The following is a 16771-nucleotide window of genomic DNA, read 5'->3' on the forward strand; positions in this document are numbered from 1 at the left end:
AGGTAGCGTTAAACACGAAGACCTCGTGAGAGAACGATGGACGTTGAACACCCTGATTCTCTTACGAGGTCTTCGTTCTACCCAGGCGTACTCACCGATCGGCCTACACTCTCAAATCCGAAGAGCCATCAAACGCCTGCTCGTCGCCCGTGACCGGCACTGCCGGTTTCCGGGATGCCGGGTTCCCGCCGCCCGATGCGACATCGATCACACGATCGACGCACAGTACGGAGGCCCGACATCGAGCGACAACCTCGCCCACCTCTGTCGTGGACACCACACGCTCAAGCACAACACCGGTTGGCGCGTGACGCAGCGGCCCAACGGCGTGCTGGAGTGGGTCTCCCCGGCCGGGCGGCGGCACCGCGACAGACCACCCGGCCTCGACCCTTCGGTGCTCTTCGCCTCTCCATCGGACTTCAGCTCGGAACCACGGTCCGAGACGAGCGCAGGGTCCGCCGCCGCGGCCTGACGGCGCTCACGCAGCACGTGGCTCGCGCGTCCGGTCACTCTCACGCTCCTGCACTCGAACGGCTCCGAGCGAATTCGCACGACCCGAACCCTCACGCCTCAAAAATCGCAGGCCTCCCGAACGGCGTACGCTACCCCACCGACTTGGTCGTTGTCCGATGGCGGGATGCAGCGCCATCGGCGAGACTGGTGAGGACCCCGTCCGCGTATGCAGAGGAGAACATCATGGGATTTCTTGAGGATGCGAAGGAGACCGCGGAGGCTGCGGCGAAGAAGGTCGGACGCGCCGTCGAGGACGGCGTGGACAGGGCCAAGGACAAGATCGACGAGGTGAAGGCCGAAGCCGAGGTGAAGAAGGCCGAAGCCGAGCGCGACTCGGTGAAGGCTCGCAACGAGGCGAAAGAGGACCTTCGCGACGACTGACCGTCGAGAACCCGGGTCCGCGGCAACCGGGTCCGCGGCAACCAGGCCCTTCACGAGAAACAGGCGACCGCCGGTGAAACCACCGGCGGTCGCCTGCGTTTCAGCGGTCGACCCCTCCCCGATCTACTCCGCGACTTGCCATTGGCATCCCTCGGTCTACTCCGAGTCCACTCAGCCTGCGTCCGCCGAGGCGATCCGGAGCTCGCCCATCTCGTCCCAGCCGGATCCCTCGACCTTGCGCGAGACGATCTTCGGCGTGCTCACCAGGAGCGGACGCATCGCCTCGAGCCCCTTCGGGAAGTGCTCGGAGTTCACGTGCGCGCTCGCGGCCTCGTCGTCGGCGAACGCCTCGACGAGCACGAACTCGTTCGGATCGTCGACACTGCGCGACCAGTCGAACCAGAGGTTGCCCGGCTCGGCCCGGGTGGCCGCGGTGAACTCGGCGGTGCGCTCGAGGAAGACCGCGGCGAACTCGGGCCTGACCTGATATTTCACGACGATGAAGTACATCGGCTTCTCTCTCGACCGCCGCTACTGGGCGGCGCGCTCCAGCACGAGCTCGCGCACGCGCGCCGCGTCGGCCTGACCTCGCATGGCCTTCATGACGGCGCCGATGATCGCGCCCGCGGCCTGCACCTTGCCGTCGCGGATCTTCTCGAGCACGTCGGGCTGCTGCGCGAGCGCGGCGTCCACGGCCTCGATGAGCGCGCCGTCGTCCGACACGATCGCGAGTCCGCGCGCCTCGACGATCTCGGCGGCGGTACCCTCGCCGTCGATGATGCCGGCGATCACCTGGCGCGCCAGCTTGTCGTTGAGCGTTCCCGCGTCGACGAGCTCCACGACCGAGGCGATCTGCTCCGGCGTGATGAGATCGGTCGGCGTCGCCGAGCGCTCGTTCGCGATGCGCGCCACCTCGCCGGTCCACCACTTGCGCGCGGTCTGCGAGGGCACCCCCGCCGCGACGGTCGACTCGATCGCCGTCAGCAGGCCCGCGTTGATGACGTCCTGGAACTCGAGCGCCGAGAAGCCCCACGCATCGCGCAGCCGGCGGCGGCGCAGCGTCGGATGCTCGGGCAGCTCGGCCCGCAGCTCCTCGACCAGCTCGCGCGACGGCGTGAGCGGTGCGAGATCGGGCTCCGGGAAGTAGCGGTAGTCGTCGGCGTCGCTCTTGGGACGGCCGGGCGAGGTCTCCCCCGTGTCCTCGTGCCAGTGCCGCGTCTCCTGCGTGATGGAACCACCATCGGCGAGGATCTGCGCCTGCCGCTGGATCTCGAAACGCACGGCCCGCTCGACGGAGCGCAGCGAGTTCACGTTCTTCGTCTCGGTGCGGATGCCGAGCGGCTCGGCCGGTGCCCCTGCGGGCACACGACGACGCAGAGACACGTTGGCGTCGCAGCGCAGGTTGCCTCGCTCCATGCGGGCGTCCGAGATCCCGAGCGCGATCACGATCTCGCGGATCGTGGCCACGTAGGCCGCCGCGATCTCCGGGGTGTCGGCCTCGCCGCCGAAGATCGGCCGCGTGACGATCTCGACGAGCGGCACGCCCGCGCGGTTGTAGTCGACGAGCGAGTACTCCGCGCCCTGGATGCGCCCCGTCGAGCCGCCCACGTGGTTGAGCTTGCCCGCGTCCTCCTCCATGTGCGCGCGCTCGATCGGCACGTGCACCACGCGTCCCGAGGCGAGCTCGATCTCGACCGATCCGTCGTGAGCGATCGGATCGTCGTACTGCGAGATCTGGTAGTTCTTCGCCATGTCGGGGTAGAAGTAGTTCTTCCGGGCGAAGCCCGAGACCTCGGCGATCTCGCAGCCGAGCGCGAGGCCGAGGCTGATCGAGTAGCGCACCGCCTGCTCGTTCACGACCGGCAGCGCGCCGGGCAGTCCGAGGCACACGGGCGTGAGGTTGGTGTTCGGCTCGGCGCCGAAGGTGTTGGGCGCCGAGGAGAACATCTTGGTCTTCGTGTTGAGCTCGACGTGCACCTCGAGGCCGATCACCGGTTCGAAGAGTTCGAGCGCCCGGTCGAAGTCCATCAGCTTGGTCTTGGCCATCAGTTCGCCGCCTCTCCGGTCGAAGCACCTGCAAGGGAGGGGGCCTGCGCCCAGAAGGCACCGCCGTCGCGATCCGCGATCAGCGACTCGATCGCCGCGCCCGCGCGATACAGTCGGGCGTCCTCGAACGCGGGAGCCATGAGCTGCAGGCCGACGGGCAGCCCGTCCTCGGCGGCGAGGCCGATCGGCAGGCTGAGACCCGGGATTCCGGCGAGATTCGCGGGGATGGTCGTCGCGTCGTTGAGGTAGTCCTGCATGGGATCCCCGCCGTGCGAGCCGAGCCGCCACGCGGTCGTGGGAGCGGTCGGCGAGGCGATCACGTCGACCTGCGCGAAGGCCGCGGCGAAGTCGCGCTGGATCAGGGTGCGCACCTTCTGCGCGCTGCCGTAATAGGCGTCGTAGTAGCCGGCCGAGAGCGCGTAGGTACCGAGGATGATGCGTCGCTTCACCTCGGCACCGAAGCCCGCCTCGCGGGTCTCGCTCATCACGCTCTCGACGGTGCCGCCGCCTTCGGGGGTCACCCGCAGGCCGAAGCGCACCGAGTCGTACTTCGCGAGGTTCGAGGAGGCCTCGGAGGGCAGGATGAGGTAGTAGGCCGCGACCGCGTACTCGAAGTGCGGGGCGTCGATCTCGACGATCTCGGCGCCCTGCTCGGCGAGCAGCGCGAGCGACTGCTCGAACCGCTCCTTCACCCCGGTCTGCACGCCGTCGATCATGAGCTGCTTCACGACGCCGACGCGCAGGCCCTTGAGGGTCGAGGGATCCGCGCCGCCGCGCGCCGCCTCGGCCATCGACGGCCAGGCGAAGTCGAGCGAGGTGGAGTCGTGGCGGTCGTGTCCGGCGATCACGTCGTGCAGCAGGGCCGTGTCGAGCACCGTGCGCGCGCACGGGCCGATCTGGTCGAGCGACGAGGCGAGCGCGATCGCGCCGTAGCGGCTCACGCCGCCGTAGGTGGGCTTCGCGCCGACGGTGCCGGTGAGGGCGGCGGGCTGGCGGATCGAGCCCCCCGTGTCGGAGCCGAGCGCGAGCGGGGCCTCGAAGGCGCCGACCGCGACTGCGGAACCGCCGCCGGAGCCGCCGGGCACGCGGTCGAGCGACCACTGGTTGCGGGTGGGGCCGTAGGCCGAGTTCTCGGTCGACGAGCCCATCGCGAACTCGTCCATGTTGGTCTTGCCGATGTTGACGAGGCCGGCGGCGCGAGCCTTGGCCACGGCGGTCGCGTCGTAGGGCGAGCGGTAGCCCTCGAGGATGCGGGATCCCGAAGTGGAGGGCATGTCGGTCGTGACGAGCACGTCCTTGACCGCCAGCGGCACGCCCGCGAGTTCGCCGAGTGCCTCGCCCGCGGCGCGGCGCTCGTCGATGGCTCGCGCGGCGGCGAGGGAGGCCTCGGCGTCGGTCGCGAGGAAGGCGTTCAGCTCGCCGTCGACGGTGGCGATGCGGTCGAGGTGCGCCTGCGTCGCCTCGACGGAGGCGACCTCGCCGGAGGCGAGCTTCGCGGCGAGCTCCGCCGCGGTCAGCTGGATCAGGTCGCTCACTACTGCTCCTCCCCCAGGATCGACGAGACCCGGAACATGCCGTCGGCCGCCTCGGGCGCGTTCGCGAGCGCCTCCTCGCGGGTCAGCACGTCGGCGATCTCATCGGGACGGGTCACGTTGTTGATCGGGATCGGGTGGCTCGTCGCCGGCACGTCGGCCGTGGCGACCTCGCTGACCTTGGCGATGTTGGTGAGGATCGAGCCGAGTTCGCTGGTGAGCGACTCGACTTCGGCGTCGGTGAGGGCGATCCGGGAGAGGCCCGCGAGATGCTGCACGGTGTCGGCCGTGATCTCGCTGCTCGTCCCGGTACCCGCTGCTGCCGCAGTCGTTTCAGGCATGCTGCTCCATCTGGAGGGGGTGGATTCTACGAACCAGACCATCCTACCGAGGCGCGCACGGAAGCACGGGTGCACCGGCGCGCGCACCCGTGCAGGAGCGCACGCACCGGCGCACGCGCGCACCGACTCACCGAAGCCGAGCGGCGAGATCCTCGGGCAGCGCATCACCGATGCGCGAGCCGTCGACGGCCCACAGCCCGGAGCAGCCGCGGCGGTGGCTGCCGACCAGGTGGGCGTCGACGATGCCGATCGCCGTCATGAGCGCGTACACCGTCGTGGGACCGACGAAGGAGAAGCCGCGGCGCTTCAGCTCCTCCGCGAGCGCGACCGACTCGGGCGAGGTGCTCGGCACCTCCGCCTCGACGCGCGGCGCGGGCGAGCGCTCGGGCCGATACGACCAGACGAGCTCGGCGAGGCCGGATCCCTCGCCTCTCAGCCGCATCGCCGCTCGCGCATTCGCGACCGTGGCGAGGATCTTGGCGCGGTTGCGGATGATGGCGGCATCGCCGAGCAGCCGCTCGACATCGGCGTCACCGTAAGCCGCGACCCGCGAGGGATCGAAGCCGTCGAAGGCCTCACGGAACGCATCGCGCTTGCGCAGCACAGTCAGCCACGACAGTCCCGACTGGAAAGCCTCGAGGCTGAGCCGTTCGAAGACGCCGGCCTCATCGGTCACGGGCATGCCCCACTCCGCGTCGTAATAGGCTGTGAGCAGCGGGTCGGTCGCTGCCCACGCCGCGCGGATCGGGGTCGAGGGGTCGGTCGTGTCGTCGGTATGCATCGGGCTTCCTCTCGCGTGGCACTATCGGTCCCCCGCCCCACGCAGCCAGACTACGCGGAGCGGAACCGATGCGGGCGCCCGTCCGGGAATATGTGGATAACTCGCTCAGTCGGAGTCGAGCTGCGGCGCATCACCGGTCTCGGAGGGATCCTCCGATCCCTCGTCGGTACCCGCGGCCGCGTCTCCGAGCCCGGCCGGGCCCTCCGTCACGAGGATCGCGAACTCCTCCGCGTCGAGCACCCGGATGCCGAGTTCCTCGGCCTTGGCGAGCTTGGATCCGGCCCCCGGCCCGGCGGCCACGTAGTCCGTCTTCTTCGATACGCTCGACGCGGCCTTGCCCCCGGCCTGGATGATCGCCTCCTTCGCGCCCTCGCGCGTGAAACCCTCGAGGGTGCCGGTCGCGACCACGGTGAGGCCCGCGAGCACGCCGCCCTCTGCGGCCGCGGCACCCGGGCCGGGGTGGCCGGGGGTAGCCCACTGCACGCCCGCCGCCTCCCAGCGCTCCACGATCTCGCGGTGCCAGTCGACCTCGAACCAGTCCTGCAGCGATTCGGCGATGATGCCGCCCACGCCGTCGACCGCGGAGAGCTCCTCGAGCGAGGCCGCGCGGATGGCGGCGAGGGATCCGAACCAGTCGGCGAGCGCGCGCGCCGCGACCGGTCCGACGTGACGGATGTTCAGCGCGACGAGGAGCCGCCACAGCGGCTTCGTCTTCGCCTTCTCGAGTTCGGAGAGCAGCGTGTCTACGTCTTTGGAGGGCTGCGGCTCGCGGTGGTTCTTCGTGATGCCCGCCTTGCGGCGCTCCGCCTGGCTCGCGTTCTCCCAGCCCGGAGGGTAGGTGGCCGGGCCCAGCTTCTGGAAGGGCGTGCGCCGACGCGGCTCACCGGTCTCCTCGTCGATGACGGGCTCCCCCGTCTCGCTGTCGCGCACGACGACCACGATCGGCACGAGCTGCTCGCGGGTGAGCTCGAAGAGCCCCGCCTCGGTCTCGAGGGGAGGCTCGGCAGGCACCTCGGGCTGCGTGAGCGCGGCGGCGGTGATCTCGCCGAGCACCTCGATGTCGAGCGCCCCGCGCGAACCGATGTGCTCCACCCGGCCGCGCACCTGAGCCGGGCAGCCGCGCGCGTTGGGACACCGCAGATCGATGTCGCCCTCCTTCATGGGGCGCAGCTCGGTGCCGCACTCCGGGCAGTCCTTGGGCATCCGCCACTCCACCTCGCTGCCGTCGCGCCGCGCGACGACGGCGCCGAGCACCTCGGGGATCACGTCGCCCGCTTTGCGCAGCACGACCGTATCGCCGATGAGCACGCCCTTCGCCTTCACGACCTGCTGGTTGTGCAGCGTGGCCTGGCGCACGGTCGACCCGGCGACCTTTACAGGCTCCATCACGGCGTAGGGTGTCGCCCGACCGGTGCGGCCGACTCCCACCCGGATGTCGAGGAGCTTCGTGTGCACCTCCTCGGGCGGGTACTTGTAGGCGATCGCCCAGCGCGGGGCGCGGCTCGTCTCGCCGAGCTCGGCGTGGAGGTCGAACTCGTCGATCTTCACGACGATGCCGTCGATCTCGTGCTCGACGTCGTGCCGGTGCTCGCCGCGGTCCTCGATGAACGCGACCACCTCGTCGATCTCGTCGAACACGCGGGAGTGCGGCGACACCGGTAGCCCCCACTGCGCGAGCAGCGCGTAGGCGTCCGACTGATTCTCGAATGCGGGGTGCTGCCAGGCGCCGATGCCGTGCACGTAGAGGGAGAGGCGGCCGAGACGATCCCTCATCAGCTCGAGCTCGGCGGCGCTCTTCTTCTCGGCCCGCTGCCGTAGGCTGCCCGCGGCAGTGTTGCGGGCGTTCGCGAACTCGGGGTAGCGGATCGAGATGCGCTCCTCCGGCACGCCCTTGGCGCGCTGCTCGGCCGCGAACGCCTCCTGCAGCTCGTGCTGGCGCTCGTTCAGCGCCTCGAAGTCGGCGGTGGAGAGGAAGACCTCGCCGCGGGCCTCGAAGAACTCGGGCACGCCCTCGCCTCGCAGTTCGCGAGGGATCACGGGGATGAGGTCGACGTTCTCCGTGATGTCCTCGCCGACGCGCCCATCGCCGCGCGTCGTGGCGGTCTCGAGCACCCCGTTGCGGTAGGCCAGGCTGATCGCGAGGCCGTCGATCTTGAGCTCCGTGAGCCACCGCACGGGTCGGCCGGCCGCCGCCCGCGCCTTCTCGGCCCACTCGCGGAACTCGTCGATCGAGAACACGTTGTCGAGGCTCAGCATGCGCTCTGCGTGCTCGTGCTCGGGGAAACCGGCGGAGACGACTGCGGCGCCGACCTCCTGCGTGGGGCTGTCCTGGCCCGCAAGCTCGGGGAACGCGCGCTCGATCGCCTCGAGGCGGTGGAACAGCTCGTCGTACTCGGCGTCCGAGACGAGACTCGTCGCCTCCGAGTAGTAGGCCGTGCGGTAGCGCTCGATGTCGGCCGTGAGGCGCTCGGCCTCGACACGGGCGGCCTCGAATTCGTCAGGGATCGCGGGAGAAGTGCTCACGCAGACAGTCTAGGAGCCCCGCGAGCGGACGGTGAGGGGTCGCCTCGCCGTCAGGGCGCAGCAGCCGCCGCTCCCGCGGGCACCGCGCGGTCGATCGTGAACTGGCCGAGCACCCTCGTACCCACGTAGAGCACCGCGGTCTGACCCGGCGCGACGCCCGACAGCGGCTCGGCGCGCTCGAGGTCGATGTCGACGCGCACCTCGTGCGTGGCCTCTGCGCGGTGCTGCTCCGTGCGCTCGGCGTCGAGGATGGGCGCGAGCCGAGCCCTCGCAGGAACGGGATCGGCGTGCGCACGGATCTGCACATCGCAGGCGAACGGCTCGGCGAGGTCGAAGCCCGGCTCGCCCGTCCAGCTGAACCGCCCGCCGGCGATGCCGCCGATCGCGAGACTCTCGCGCGGGCCCACCACGACCTGATTCGAGACGGGGCGGATCGACAGCACATAGCGGGGCTGTCCGTCGGGTGCCGGCCGGCCGAGCTGCAGGCCGCGGCGCTGGCCGACGGTGTAGCCGTGCGCACCGTCGTGTCGGCCGACGACGTCGCCCGCCTCGTCGAGGATGTCTCCGGGCTCGCGTCGCACGTGCTCCGAGAGCCAGCCGCGGGTGTCCCCGTCCGGGATGAAGCAGATGTCGTGGCTATCGGGCTTCTGCGCGACCTGCAGGCCGCGCTCCTCGGCCTCCGCCCGCACGAGCTGCTTCGACGGCGTGTCGCCGAGCGGGAAGTAGCAGTGCGCGAGCTGTCGCTCGGTGAGCACGCCCAGCACGTACGACTGATCCTTCGACCACGCGCTCGCGCGGTGCAGCTCCGGCCCGTGCTTCCCTTCGACGAGGGTCGCGTAGTGGCCGGTCGCCACGGCGTCGAAGCCGAGCGCGATCGCCTTGTCGAGCAGGGCCGCGAACTTGATCTTCTCGTTGCAGCGCATGCAGGGGTTCGGCGTGCGACCCGCCGCGTACTCGGCGATGAAATCATCGACGACGTCTTCCTTGAAGCGCTCGCTGAGATCCCAGACGTAGAAGGGGATGCCGAGCATGTTCGCCGCCCGGCGCGCATCCATCGCGTCCTCGATCGTGCAGCAGCCCCGTGAGCCGGTGCGCAGCGTGCCCGGCATGCGGCTGAGGGCGAGGTGCACGCCGACGACCTCGTGCCCGGCCTCGACCGCGCGGGCCGCGGCCACCGCGGAGTCCACTCCCCCGCTCATCGCAGCCAGAACCTTCATCCGAGCAAGTTTACGCCTTCGCCCGGCTTCACGCGAGACCGGCGGCGCGTGCTCGTTCGAGCACCGACGGCAGGGCGGCGAGCAGCGCGTCGACCTCCTCCTCGCGCGTCTCGGGCCCGAGGGTGAAGCGCAGCGCCCCAGCGGCCTCCGACTCGTCGAGCCCCATGGCGAGCAGCACGTGCGAGAGTTCGGCTACCCCCGCCCGGCACGCCGAGCCGACCGACGCCGACACCCCCGCGGCGTCGAGCAGGAACACGAGCGAGTCGCCCTGGCATCCGGGGAAGGTGAAGTGCGCGTTCCCCGGCAGGCGGGAGGGCGAGGGATCCGGCCGCGCGGACGCCTCGGTTCCCGACTCCCGCTGATCGCGGGGAGAGGGATCCGGCCCGCGCAGCGCGGCGCTCGGGTCGATGGCCCGCACCCCGGCGATGAGTCTGTCGCGCAGCGCCTCGAGCCGCTGCAGCCGTTCCGGGTGCGGGGCGCCGTGCCGATCGAGCGCGAGGTCGATCGCCGCGGCGAACGCGACCGCTCCGGCCACGTCCTGCGTGCCCGAGCGCGCCCGCTGCTGGGTGCCGCCGTGCAGCAGAGGGTCGGCAGGGGTGCGCCGCCCGAGCACGAGCGTACCGACGCCGACGGGGCCCCCGATCTTGTGGGCCGAGACCGACAGCGCGGCGGCACCGGATGCGCGGAAGTCGACCTGCACCTGCCCGAGCGCCGAGACCGCGTCGACGTGCGCGGGGATGCCCGCACTCCGCGCGATGGCGCAGAGCTCGGCGACGGGCTGCACCGCGCCCACCTCGTTGTTCGCCCACAGGAAGCTGACGAGCGCGACGCGCTCGGATCCCTCCTCCGCGATCGCGGCGGCGAGTGTCTCCGGCCGCAGCAGCCCCTCTGCGTCGACGGGCAGCCACCGCAGCTCGGCGCCCTGCGCATCGCGCAACCACTCGGCGGCCTCGATCGTGGCGTGGTGCTCGCCCTCCGCGATCAGCAGCACGGGTCCCGATCCCTCGCGGCGCCTCGCCCAGAAGATGCCCTTCAGCGCCAGATTGATCGACTCGGTGCCGCCGCTCGTGAGGATCGTCTCGGCGTGGTCGCAGCCGAGCGCGCGGGCGATGCGCTCGCGCGCCGTCTCGAGCGCTTCGAGCGCCCGCTGCCCGTGACCGTGCGTCGACGCCGGGTTGCCGACGGCGCGCAGGGCGCGGGCGTAGGCCTCGATCACCTCTCGAGGCATCGGGGAGGTCGCCGCGTGGTCGAGGTACGCGGCGGTGCGGGAGGGGCCTCCTCTCCCGGCGCCGCCTGCGTCGCCGCGGCGGTCTCCGGCCGGAGCGAGCACGGAGGCCCCGCTCAGTACAGCAGGTTGGCGAGACGGCCGCGCGCCGCCGCCACCCGCGGATCGGAGACGCCGACGACCTCGAAGAGTTCGAGCAGGCGCTCCCTGATCCTGGAGCGATCGTCCGCGTCGGAGCTCGCCGCGAAGAGGTCGAGCAGGCGCAGGAAGGCGTCTTCGACGTGGCCGCCCGAGACGTCGAGGTCGGCGACGCGCAGCTGCGCGTCGACGTCGGCGGGGTCGGCGGCCGCAGCACCGCGGATCGCGTCGGCGGTCAGGCCGTCGAGACGTTGCAGCAGCTTCATCTGCACCAGTGCGGCGCGCGCGGTCGCGTCGGCCGGGGCCTTCGCCAGCACCGCCTCCCACTCGCTCACCGCGGCGGCGAAGTCTCCCCGCTCCGCGGCCTCGATCGCCGCGCGGTGCGCCTCCGGCACCTCGGGCTCGGCAGGCGCCTCCGTCGTCTCGCCCTCCCCCGCGCCCTCCGGCGCGCTGACACGGCCGTTCACGCCGTGCTGCTCGGCCAGCTGCACGAGCTGCCCGAAGAACTCCCGCACCTGCGCGATCGGAACGGCGCCCTGGAACAGGGGCACGGGCCGACCGCCGACGAGCGCGACGACGGTCGGGATCGACTGGGCCTGGAACGCCTGGGCGAGGCCGGGGTTGGCGTCGACGTCGACCTTGGCCAACAGCACGCGGCCCTCCAGCTCGCGCGTCACCTGCTCGATGACGGGGCTCAGGGTCTTGCACGGCTCGCACCACTCGGCCCACAGGTCGAAGACGATCGGCACCACGGCCGAGAGCTGGGCGATCTGCTCGAACGTCGCGTCGGTGACGTCGAGCACGAGCGACGGCACATCGACCGTCTGACCGGTGCCGGCGTCGCCGCCCGCACCGCTGCCGCCCACGGACGCCGGCGCTGCACCGGGCTGCGGCTGGCCCCGCGACGCGAGGTGGCTCAGGTCGATCCCTCCGCCGGGGATCCGCTCGGGCATCTGCTGCGACATGCTGTTAGTTCCTCACTCCCACGAGTTCGCTGGTCTCACCCAGCAGCTGGATCTTGGCGCCCTCCTCGGCCTTGCTCGGCACGAAGAAGAGCATCTGATGCGCGATCTCCTGCACGATGCGGTCCTGCTGACCGGAGAGGCCCGAGAGCGCCGTGACCACGCCGACCGCCTCCGGCTTGTAGCGCCCGCCGCCCGACTCGACGACCTGTTCCTCGATCACGGTCGTCGCGACGAGCGCGCCGCCCACACCCGTCGACAGCGCCACAGGGTCCTGATCGCCCTGGCGCGCCGACATGGAGAAGGTCATCGGCGTACCGGCCTCGGTCGCCTGAGCGGCCGCCTGGTCGACGCGGGCCTTGCCGTAGTTCTCGAGCAGCTTGTCGGTGCCGAGGTCGAAGAGCTCGAAGTGCTCCGACGCCTCGCCGTTCTGCAGCACCGAGGCGAACGCGGTGCCGACCTCGCCCGGCTGCAGCACGAGGCTCTCGAGATCCTCCGCGAGCAGCGCCGTGCCCTCCTCGGCGGGAGCGGCCTGCGGCATCGAGATCCCGCCGCGCAGCGCGACGATGCGTGAGACGAGGAAGTTGTCGTGCGGCGTCTCCTGGGTCAGCACCATCGCGAGCGAGGGCGACGCCTCCTCCTCGGATCCCTTCTCCGCGCCGCCCTTCGTGGAAGCGGCCGTGACGAAGATCGTGCGCGGCCACGACTCGGTGCTCTGCACGAGCTCGTAGTCGAGCGCCTGATCGGTGATGTGCGGAGGGGTCACGCCGTAGTCGGGGACCGAGGCGCGGATCTTGTAGTTGGCCTCGCGCTGCGCCAGCGCATCGCCCGTGAACCGCTCCCGCAGCACCTCGGCGCTGAGCTTCTCGTCGGCGTCGCCCGCAACCTTCGAGACGCGCGCCACGATGCGGTCGAGCTGCGCCTCCGTGACCGGGATCGGGGCGCCGTTCTGCGGTGCGGGAGCCTCCGTCGTCGCCTGAGGCGCGCTCTCGCCGAACTGCGGCCAGTAGTTCGCCGAGCAGCCGCTCAGGCCGAGCGCGACGGCAAGACCGAGCGCAGGCACCGCGATCCGGCGGTCGACTCGGGCCGAACCCCCTTCTGTCGACGGGGCGACACTCCGCCGCTTGCGGGAGAAGCTGTTGCGGATGCCCTGCAGCGGGCCCTTCCGACCGCGACGCGGACCGAGGCCGCGGCGGTCGTGATCGACCGCGAGGATGTAGAGCACGGCTCCGACGAGCGCGAGGATGCCGCCCGAGACGAGCAGCGGACCCGCCCACGGCGTGCTGCGATCCTGCACCCAGACGATCGAGACCGGTCCCGCGAGCGCCCGTTCGCCGTCCGCCGCCACGAGCACCGCCTGGTCCTCGGCGAGTTTCACCGGCATCCGCACCTCCTCCGCGTCACCGCTCAGCGCCTTCTCCTGCAGCCACAGGTCGCTGCCGCGCGGGTCGAGCCACTCGGGCTCGGCCGCACCCGGATCCGTCTGCTCCGCGTCGGCGGGGTCGGTGGTATCGGCCGGAGGCTCCGAGCCGTCCTCGGCACGAGCATCGGCACCGTCCTCGGCCGGAGCCGAGGCCGGGACCGCGGTCGACTCGAGAGCGCGCGTCCCGGTGTCGGCCGCGAGGGCGACGTGGTCGAAGGTCGCCACCCACGCCCCCACGTCGATCGCCGATCCCGTGGCGGCGAAGGCGTCTTCGCCTCCCACCACGATGTTCGCCTGACCGGGCACCTTCGCGAGTTCCTCGCCGCTGATCACCGCGTAGTGGGCGTCCTTCTCCAAGGACGCCTCGTAGGTGATCTCGGCGGGGCCGGCGAGGAAGGTGCGCTGGCCGATGCCCAGCAGCAGCATCACGCCGGAGAGCACCAGCGCCGCAATCGCAAGCACATACCGCAAGGTGGCTCCTCTGAATGTCGTCGTTCTGAATCCGGCGGACGCCGGTTGCGCCGCCGCACCGGCGGGTGCGGCCGGCGCGCGATTCGTGATCCCTACAACGGTAGCGGAGGAATCCGTGCGTGTCGTGGACGAGCTCATGCATCCGTCCGTCGAGACTCCGCAGCTGCGGATCGGTGCGCGCCGTGGGCGCCGAGGGCAAGCTCACCGTCGACACCTCAGCCGGGCTCCCGCCGTCGAGCGAATCCGCGCGCGTCATGGGCCCGCGTGCCAGCGTCTCCACCCCTGACTCCGGGAAGTGAACTATCATGGCTCTTTGTATCTTCCGCGCCCCCTTCCGGCGCAGCGCTTCGCATTCACCTTCCCGTTCGGAGGCCACTTGTCCGAATCAGCCCAGCAGTTCTCACCGGCCTTCCGCGGCTACAACCGCGAGGAGGTCGACGAGCGCGTCGCAGCCCTCACCGGTCACATCTCGACGCTGCAGGCGCACCTCGAGGCGCTGCAGACCGCTCATCAGGAGGCATCGCGAACCGGTGACGAGCAGCGGCAGCTGATCGCGGAGCTGCAGGAGCAGGTCGCGGAACTCGGCGCGAGCGGCTACTCGGGACTCGGACTGCGCGTCGAGAAGAGCCTGCAGATCGCGGAGGATCACGCGCAGCGCCTGATGGCGCAAGCCGATCTCGACGCCGAGAAGCTGCGCCGCTCCTCCGAGGAGGAGAGCCGGCGCGTGCTCGAAGACGCGCACGGCAAGGCGGACGCGCTGCTCGCGGCGGCTGCGGAACAGGCCGAGATCATCCTGACCGGAGCCCGCACGGATGTGGCGCAGCAGACCGGTGAGGCGAACGCCGAGCGCGAGCGCCTGCTCGACGAGGCCCGCCGCGCCGCCGAGCTCACCCGCGGCTCCGCGGAGCGCGAGACCGCGACCCTCCGCGAGACCGCCGAGCGCGAGGCGGCCGAGATCCTTGCGAGGGCGCGGGCGGAGGCCGAGCGGCTCGCAGGCGAGGCGCGCAGCGCCGCGAACGAGCTGCGCGCGGAGACCGAGCGTCACGCCGAGGAGTTCGACCGCAGGAAGGCGGAGGATCAGCGCCAGGCCGAGCTCGAGCGCGCGCGGCTCGTGCAGGAGGGCGAACGCGCGCGCGCAGAGTTCGAGGCCAAGCGCCAGCGCGAGGAGGCCGAGCTCGAGGAGCGCTTCACCGAGCGCGAGCGCGAGCTCGAGACCCGGTTCGCGGCGCAGCAGCGCGAGCTCACCGCCGAGATCGAGACCCTGCGGGGCCGGGTGGCACAGGAGCGTGCCGAGCACGACGCCGCGATCGCGGCCGAGCGCGAGCAGCACGAGCGGGCGATCGCAGCCGAGCGCGCCGCACACGAGGACCGTATCGCGCAGGAGCGCGCCGAGCACGACGCCGCGATCGCGCGCGAACTGACGCTGCAGCGCAGCGAGATCGAGACGCTGGCGGCGCAGGCGCTCCGGGAGCGGGAGCGGGACGATGCTCGGGCCGCTGAGGCGCGCGAGCGCCTCGATGCGGAGCAGGCCGCCGGCCTGGCCGCCGTTCGTGAGGCGCAGGAAGCCGCCATCGCCGCGGAGCTCGAGGAGCACAGGACCCGCATCGAGACCGAGCGCGACACCCACGAGCGCACGATCGCCTCCGAGCTCGCAGCCCACGAGCGACGCATCGCCGAAGAGCGCGCGGCGCATGAGGACGCGGTGCGCAGCTCGACCGTCGAGCACGAGGCGCGGCTGCGCCGAGAGCTCGAGGCGCAGGATGCCGAACTCGCCTCCGCGCGCGAGGCGCACGAGCAGCGCATCGCCGAAGAGCGCACCTCTCACGAGGAATCGATCCGTGCGGAGCGCGAGGCGCACGAGGCGCGCATCGCAGCCGAGCTGGAAGAGCACAACTCGCGCATCGCGACCGAGCTGGAACAGCACGAAGCGCGCATCGCGGCGGAACGCGAGCAGCACGAAGCGGCCCTCGCGGAGGAGCGCGAGGCGCAGACCGCACGACTCCGCTCCGAGCGGGAAGCGCAGGAGACCGAACTCGTCGAGCAGCGCGGAGCGCTGGAGCGCGAGCTCGCGGAGCAGCGCAGGGCGCACGAGAGCCGCATCGGCGAGGAGCTCGCGGCGCATCAGGATCGTCTCATCTCGGAGCGCGACGCGCACGTCGCCAGGATCTCGTCCGAGCTCGAGCAGCACGAGAGCCGCATCGCCTCCGAGCGCGAACAGCAGGAGCGTGAGCTCGCTGAGGCCCTGGCGGCGCACACCGCACGGCTCTCCGACGAGACCACGGTGCACGAGGAGCGGATCGCCGCGCAGCTGCGCGAGCACGAGCAGCGTCTCGCCGACGAGCGGGCCGCCGCCGCGGAACGTCTCCGCATCGATCGCGACGAGGCGGCCACCGCGCTCGGGCAGCAGCGCGAGGCGCTCGAGCTGGAGATCGAGCGCGAACGGGCGAAGCTCGCCGACGACCTCGAGCGCGAGCGCGCCGAGCACGACCGCGCGATCGCCACGGCGCTCGCCGCGCACGAGGAGGAGCTGCGCGTGCAGCGCGAGGCCGCAGCCGCGGCCATCGATCGCGAGGTGGCAGCCAAGCGCGTCGCGGTCGTGGAGGAGACCGATCTGCTGCGCGCCGACACCGTCGCAGAGCTCGCGGAGTACCGCAACGGCGAGGAGACTCAGCTCGCCGAGGCGCGGGCAGCGGCTGAGGACGAACTGCGGGCGCTGCGCGAGCGGATCGACTCGGAGACCATCGCGTTCGCGCAGAACTCGGCGCAGCAGCGAGATCAGCTGGCCCAGGAGCTCGCCGAGCGCCAGCGCACGGCGGCCGAGGCCTCGCGCCGCGAGCTGGAGGCGGCGACCTCCGAGCTCGAGCAGCTGCGGGCTCAGCTCGAGGAGGCCCGCGCGGAATACCAGCGCATCACCTCCGAGGCGGCGCACGATGCGCAGGAGATCCGCGCAGCGGCGGAGCGGCAGGCCGCCGAGGTCAAGCTCGAGGCGGAGCGACGCGCGCAGACCACCTTCGCCGCGGCCGAGGAACGGGCGACGAAGGTGCTCGCCGCGGCGGAGGACCGCATGACCCAGCTGAAGGTCGAGCGCGGGGCCGTCGCACGCTATTTCGAGAGCCTGGGCGAGGTCATCACCAATGCCCAGAAGATGAGCACCGTCACCGGCACCGCCGTCGAGCAGCCCGTCAGGACCGACGACGAGCGTACGGCGGGCTGACCGC

At 71.5% G+C, this 16771-nt stretch carries 12 protein-coding genes; 2 read left to right on the forward strand and 10 right to left on the reverse strand.

Annotated elements, in window-relative coordinates:
• Positions 1–696: 696 nt before the first annotated feature.
• On the forward strand, positions 697–894 hold the full coding sequence (locus J4H91_RS12290) for a hypothetical protein (protein ID WP_208046556.1): 198 nt from the start codon (positions 697–699) through the stop codon (positions 892–894).
• A 171-nt stretch (positions 895–1065) separates the two neighbouring features.
• Here J4H91_RS12290 and J4H91_RS12295 read toward each other — a convergent pair whose 3' ends face one another.
• The 10 genes from J4H91_RS12295 to J4H91_RS12340 all read right to left on the reverse strand — a co-directional run bounded on the left by J4H91_RS12295 (position 1066) and on the right by J4H91_RS12340 (position 13544).
• Positions 1066–1404 (reverse strand): putative quinol monooxygenase, encoded by a 339-nt coding sequence (locus J4H91_RS12295; RefSeq protein WP_208046557.1) that lies wholly within the window; start codon positions 1402–1404, stop codon positions 1066–1068.
• Between the two features lie 21 nt (positions 1405–1425).
• Complete coding sequence (gatB, locus tag J4H91_RS12300; RefSeq protein WP_208046558.1) at positions 1426–2940, reverse strand: Asp-tRNA(Asn)/Glu-tRNA(Gln) amidotransferase subunit GatB; 1515 nt, start codon at positions 2938–2940, stop codon at positions 1426–1428.
• Positions 2940–4475 (reverse strand): Asp-tRNA(Asn)/Glu-tRNA(Gln) amidotransferase subunit GatA, encoded by a 1536-nt coding sequence (gatA, locus tag J4H91_RS12305; RefSeq protein ID WP_208046559.1) that lies wholly within the window; start codon positions 4473–4475, stop codon positions 2940–2942. Before gatA ends, gatB begins: the two co-directional genes overlap by 1 nt.
• Positions 4475–4813, reverse strand: a complete 339-nt coding sequence (gene gatC / locus J4H91_RS12310; protein WP_208046560.1) for an Asp-tRNA(Asn)/Glu-tRNA(Gln) amidotransferase subunit GatC — start codon at positions 4811–4813, stop codon at positions 4475–4477. Before gatC ends, gatA begins: the two co-directional genes overlap by 1 nt.
• A gap of 127 nt (positions 4814–4940) precedes the next feature.
• Positions 4941–5594, reverse strand: a complete 654-nt coding sequence (locus tag J4H91_RS12315) for a DNA-3-methyladenine glycosylase I (protein WP_208046561.1) — start codon at positions 5592–5594, stop codon at positions 4941–4943.
• Between the two features lie 105 nt (positions 5595–5699).
• Positions 5700–8117, reverse strand: a complete 2418-nt coding sequence (ligA, locus tag J4H91_RS12320) for an NAD-dependent DNA ligase LigA (RefSeq protein WP_208046562.1) — start codon at positions 8115–8117, stop codon at positions 5700–5702.
• A gap of 50 nt (positions 8118–8167) precedes the next feature.
• Positions 8168–9334 carry a tRNA 2-thiouridine(34) synthase MnmA gene (gene mnmA, locus J4H91_RS12325; RefSeq protein WP_208046563.1) on the reverse strand — a complete coding sequence of 389 codons (1167 nt, stop codon included), beginning with the start codon at positions 9332–9334 and terminating at the stop codon, positions 8168–8170.
• Between the two features lie 28 nt (positions 9335–9362).
• Positions 9363–10664 (reverse strand): cysteine desulfurase family protein, encoded by a 1302-nt coding sequence (locus tag J4H91_RS12330; protein ID WP_341783536.1) that lies wholly within the window; start codon positions 10662–10664, stop codon positions 9363–9365.
• A gap of 11 nt (positions 10665–10675) precedes the next feature.
• The gene (locus J4H91_RS12335) at positions 10676–11662 is read right to left on the reverse strand and encodes a tetratricopeptide repeat protein (protein ID WP_208046564.1); all 987 of its coding nucleotides are present in this window, start codon (positions 11660–11662) and stop codon (positions 10676–10678) included.
• Positions 11663–11666: 4 nt separating this feature from the next.
• Positions 11667–13544: a DUF8094 domain-containing protein gene (locus J4H91_RS12340; protein WP_341783541.1), complete on the reverse strand. Its 1878-nt coding sequence runs from the start codon at positions 13542–13544 to the stop codon at positions 11667–11669.
• 385 nt (positions 13545–13929) lie between these two features.
• On the opposite strand from J4H91_RS12340, the gene J4H91_RS12345 reads away from it, so the two are divergent.
• Positions 13930–16767 carry a hypothetical protein gene (locus J4H91_RS12345; RefSeq protein ID WP_208046566.1) on the forward strand — a complete coding sequence of 946 codons (2838 nt, stop codon included), beginning with the start codon at positions 13930–13932 and terminating at the stop codon, positions 16765–16767.
• Positions 16768–16771 lie beyond the last annotated feature (4 nt).

The sequence above is a fragment of the Leucobacter ruminantium genome, from assembly GCF_017565705.1.
Classification (GTDB): domain Bacteria; phylum Actinomycetota; class Actinomycetes; order Actinomycetales; family Microbacteriaceae; genus Leucobacter; species Leucobacter ruminantium.

Bases quoted from the DNA above. Each gene is read 5' to 3' on its own strand.
- J4H91_RS12335 (WP_208046564.1), bottom strand. From the start codon at position 11,662: ATGTCGCAGCAGATGCCCGAGCGGATCCCCGGCGGAGGGATCGACCTG.
- gatB (WP_208046558.1), bottom strand. From the start codon at position 2,940: ATGGCCAAGACCAAGCTGATGGACTTCGACCGGGCGCTCGAACTCTTC.
- J4H91_RS12290 (WP_208046556.1), top strand. From the start codon at position 697: ATGGGATTTCTTGAGGATGCGAAGGAGACCGCGGAGGCTGCGGCGAAG.
- gatC (WP_208046560.1), bottom strand. From the start codon at position 4,813: ATGCCTGAAACGACTGCGGCAGCAGCGGGTACCGGGACGAGCAGCGAG.
- J4H91_RS12315 (WP_208046561.1), bottom strand. From the start codon at position 5,594: ATGCATACCGACGACACGACCGACCCCTCGACCCCGATCCGCGCGGCG.
- J4H91_RS12295 (WP_208046557.1), bottom strand. From the start codon at position 1,404: ATGTACTTCATCGTCGTGAAATATCAGGTCAGGCCCGAGTTCGCCGCG.
- mnmA (WP_208046563.1), bottom strand. From the start codon at position 9,334: ATGAAGGTTCTGGCTGCGATGAGCGGGGGAGTGGACTCCGCGGTGGCC.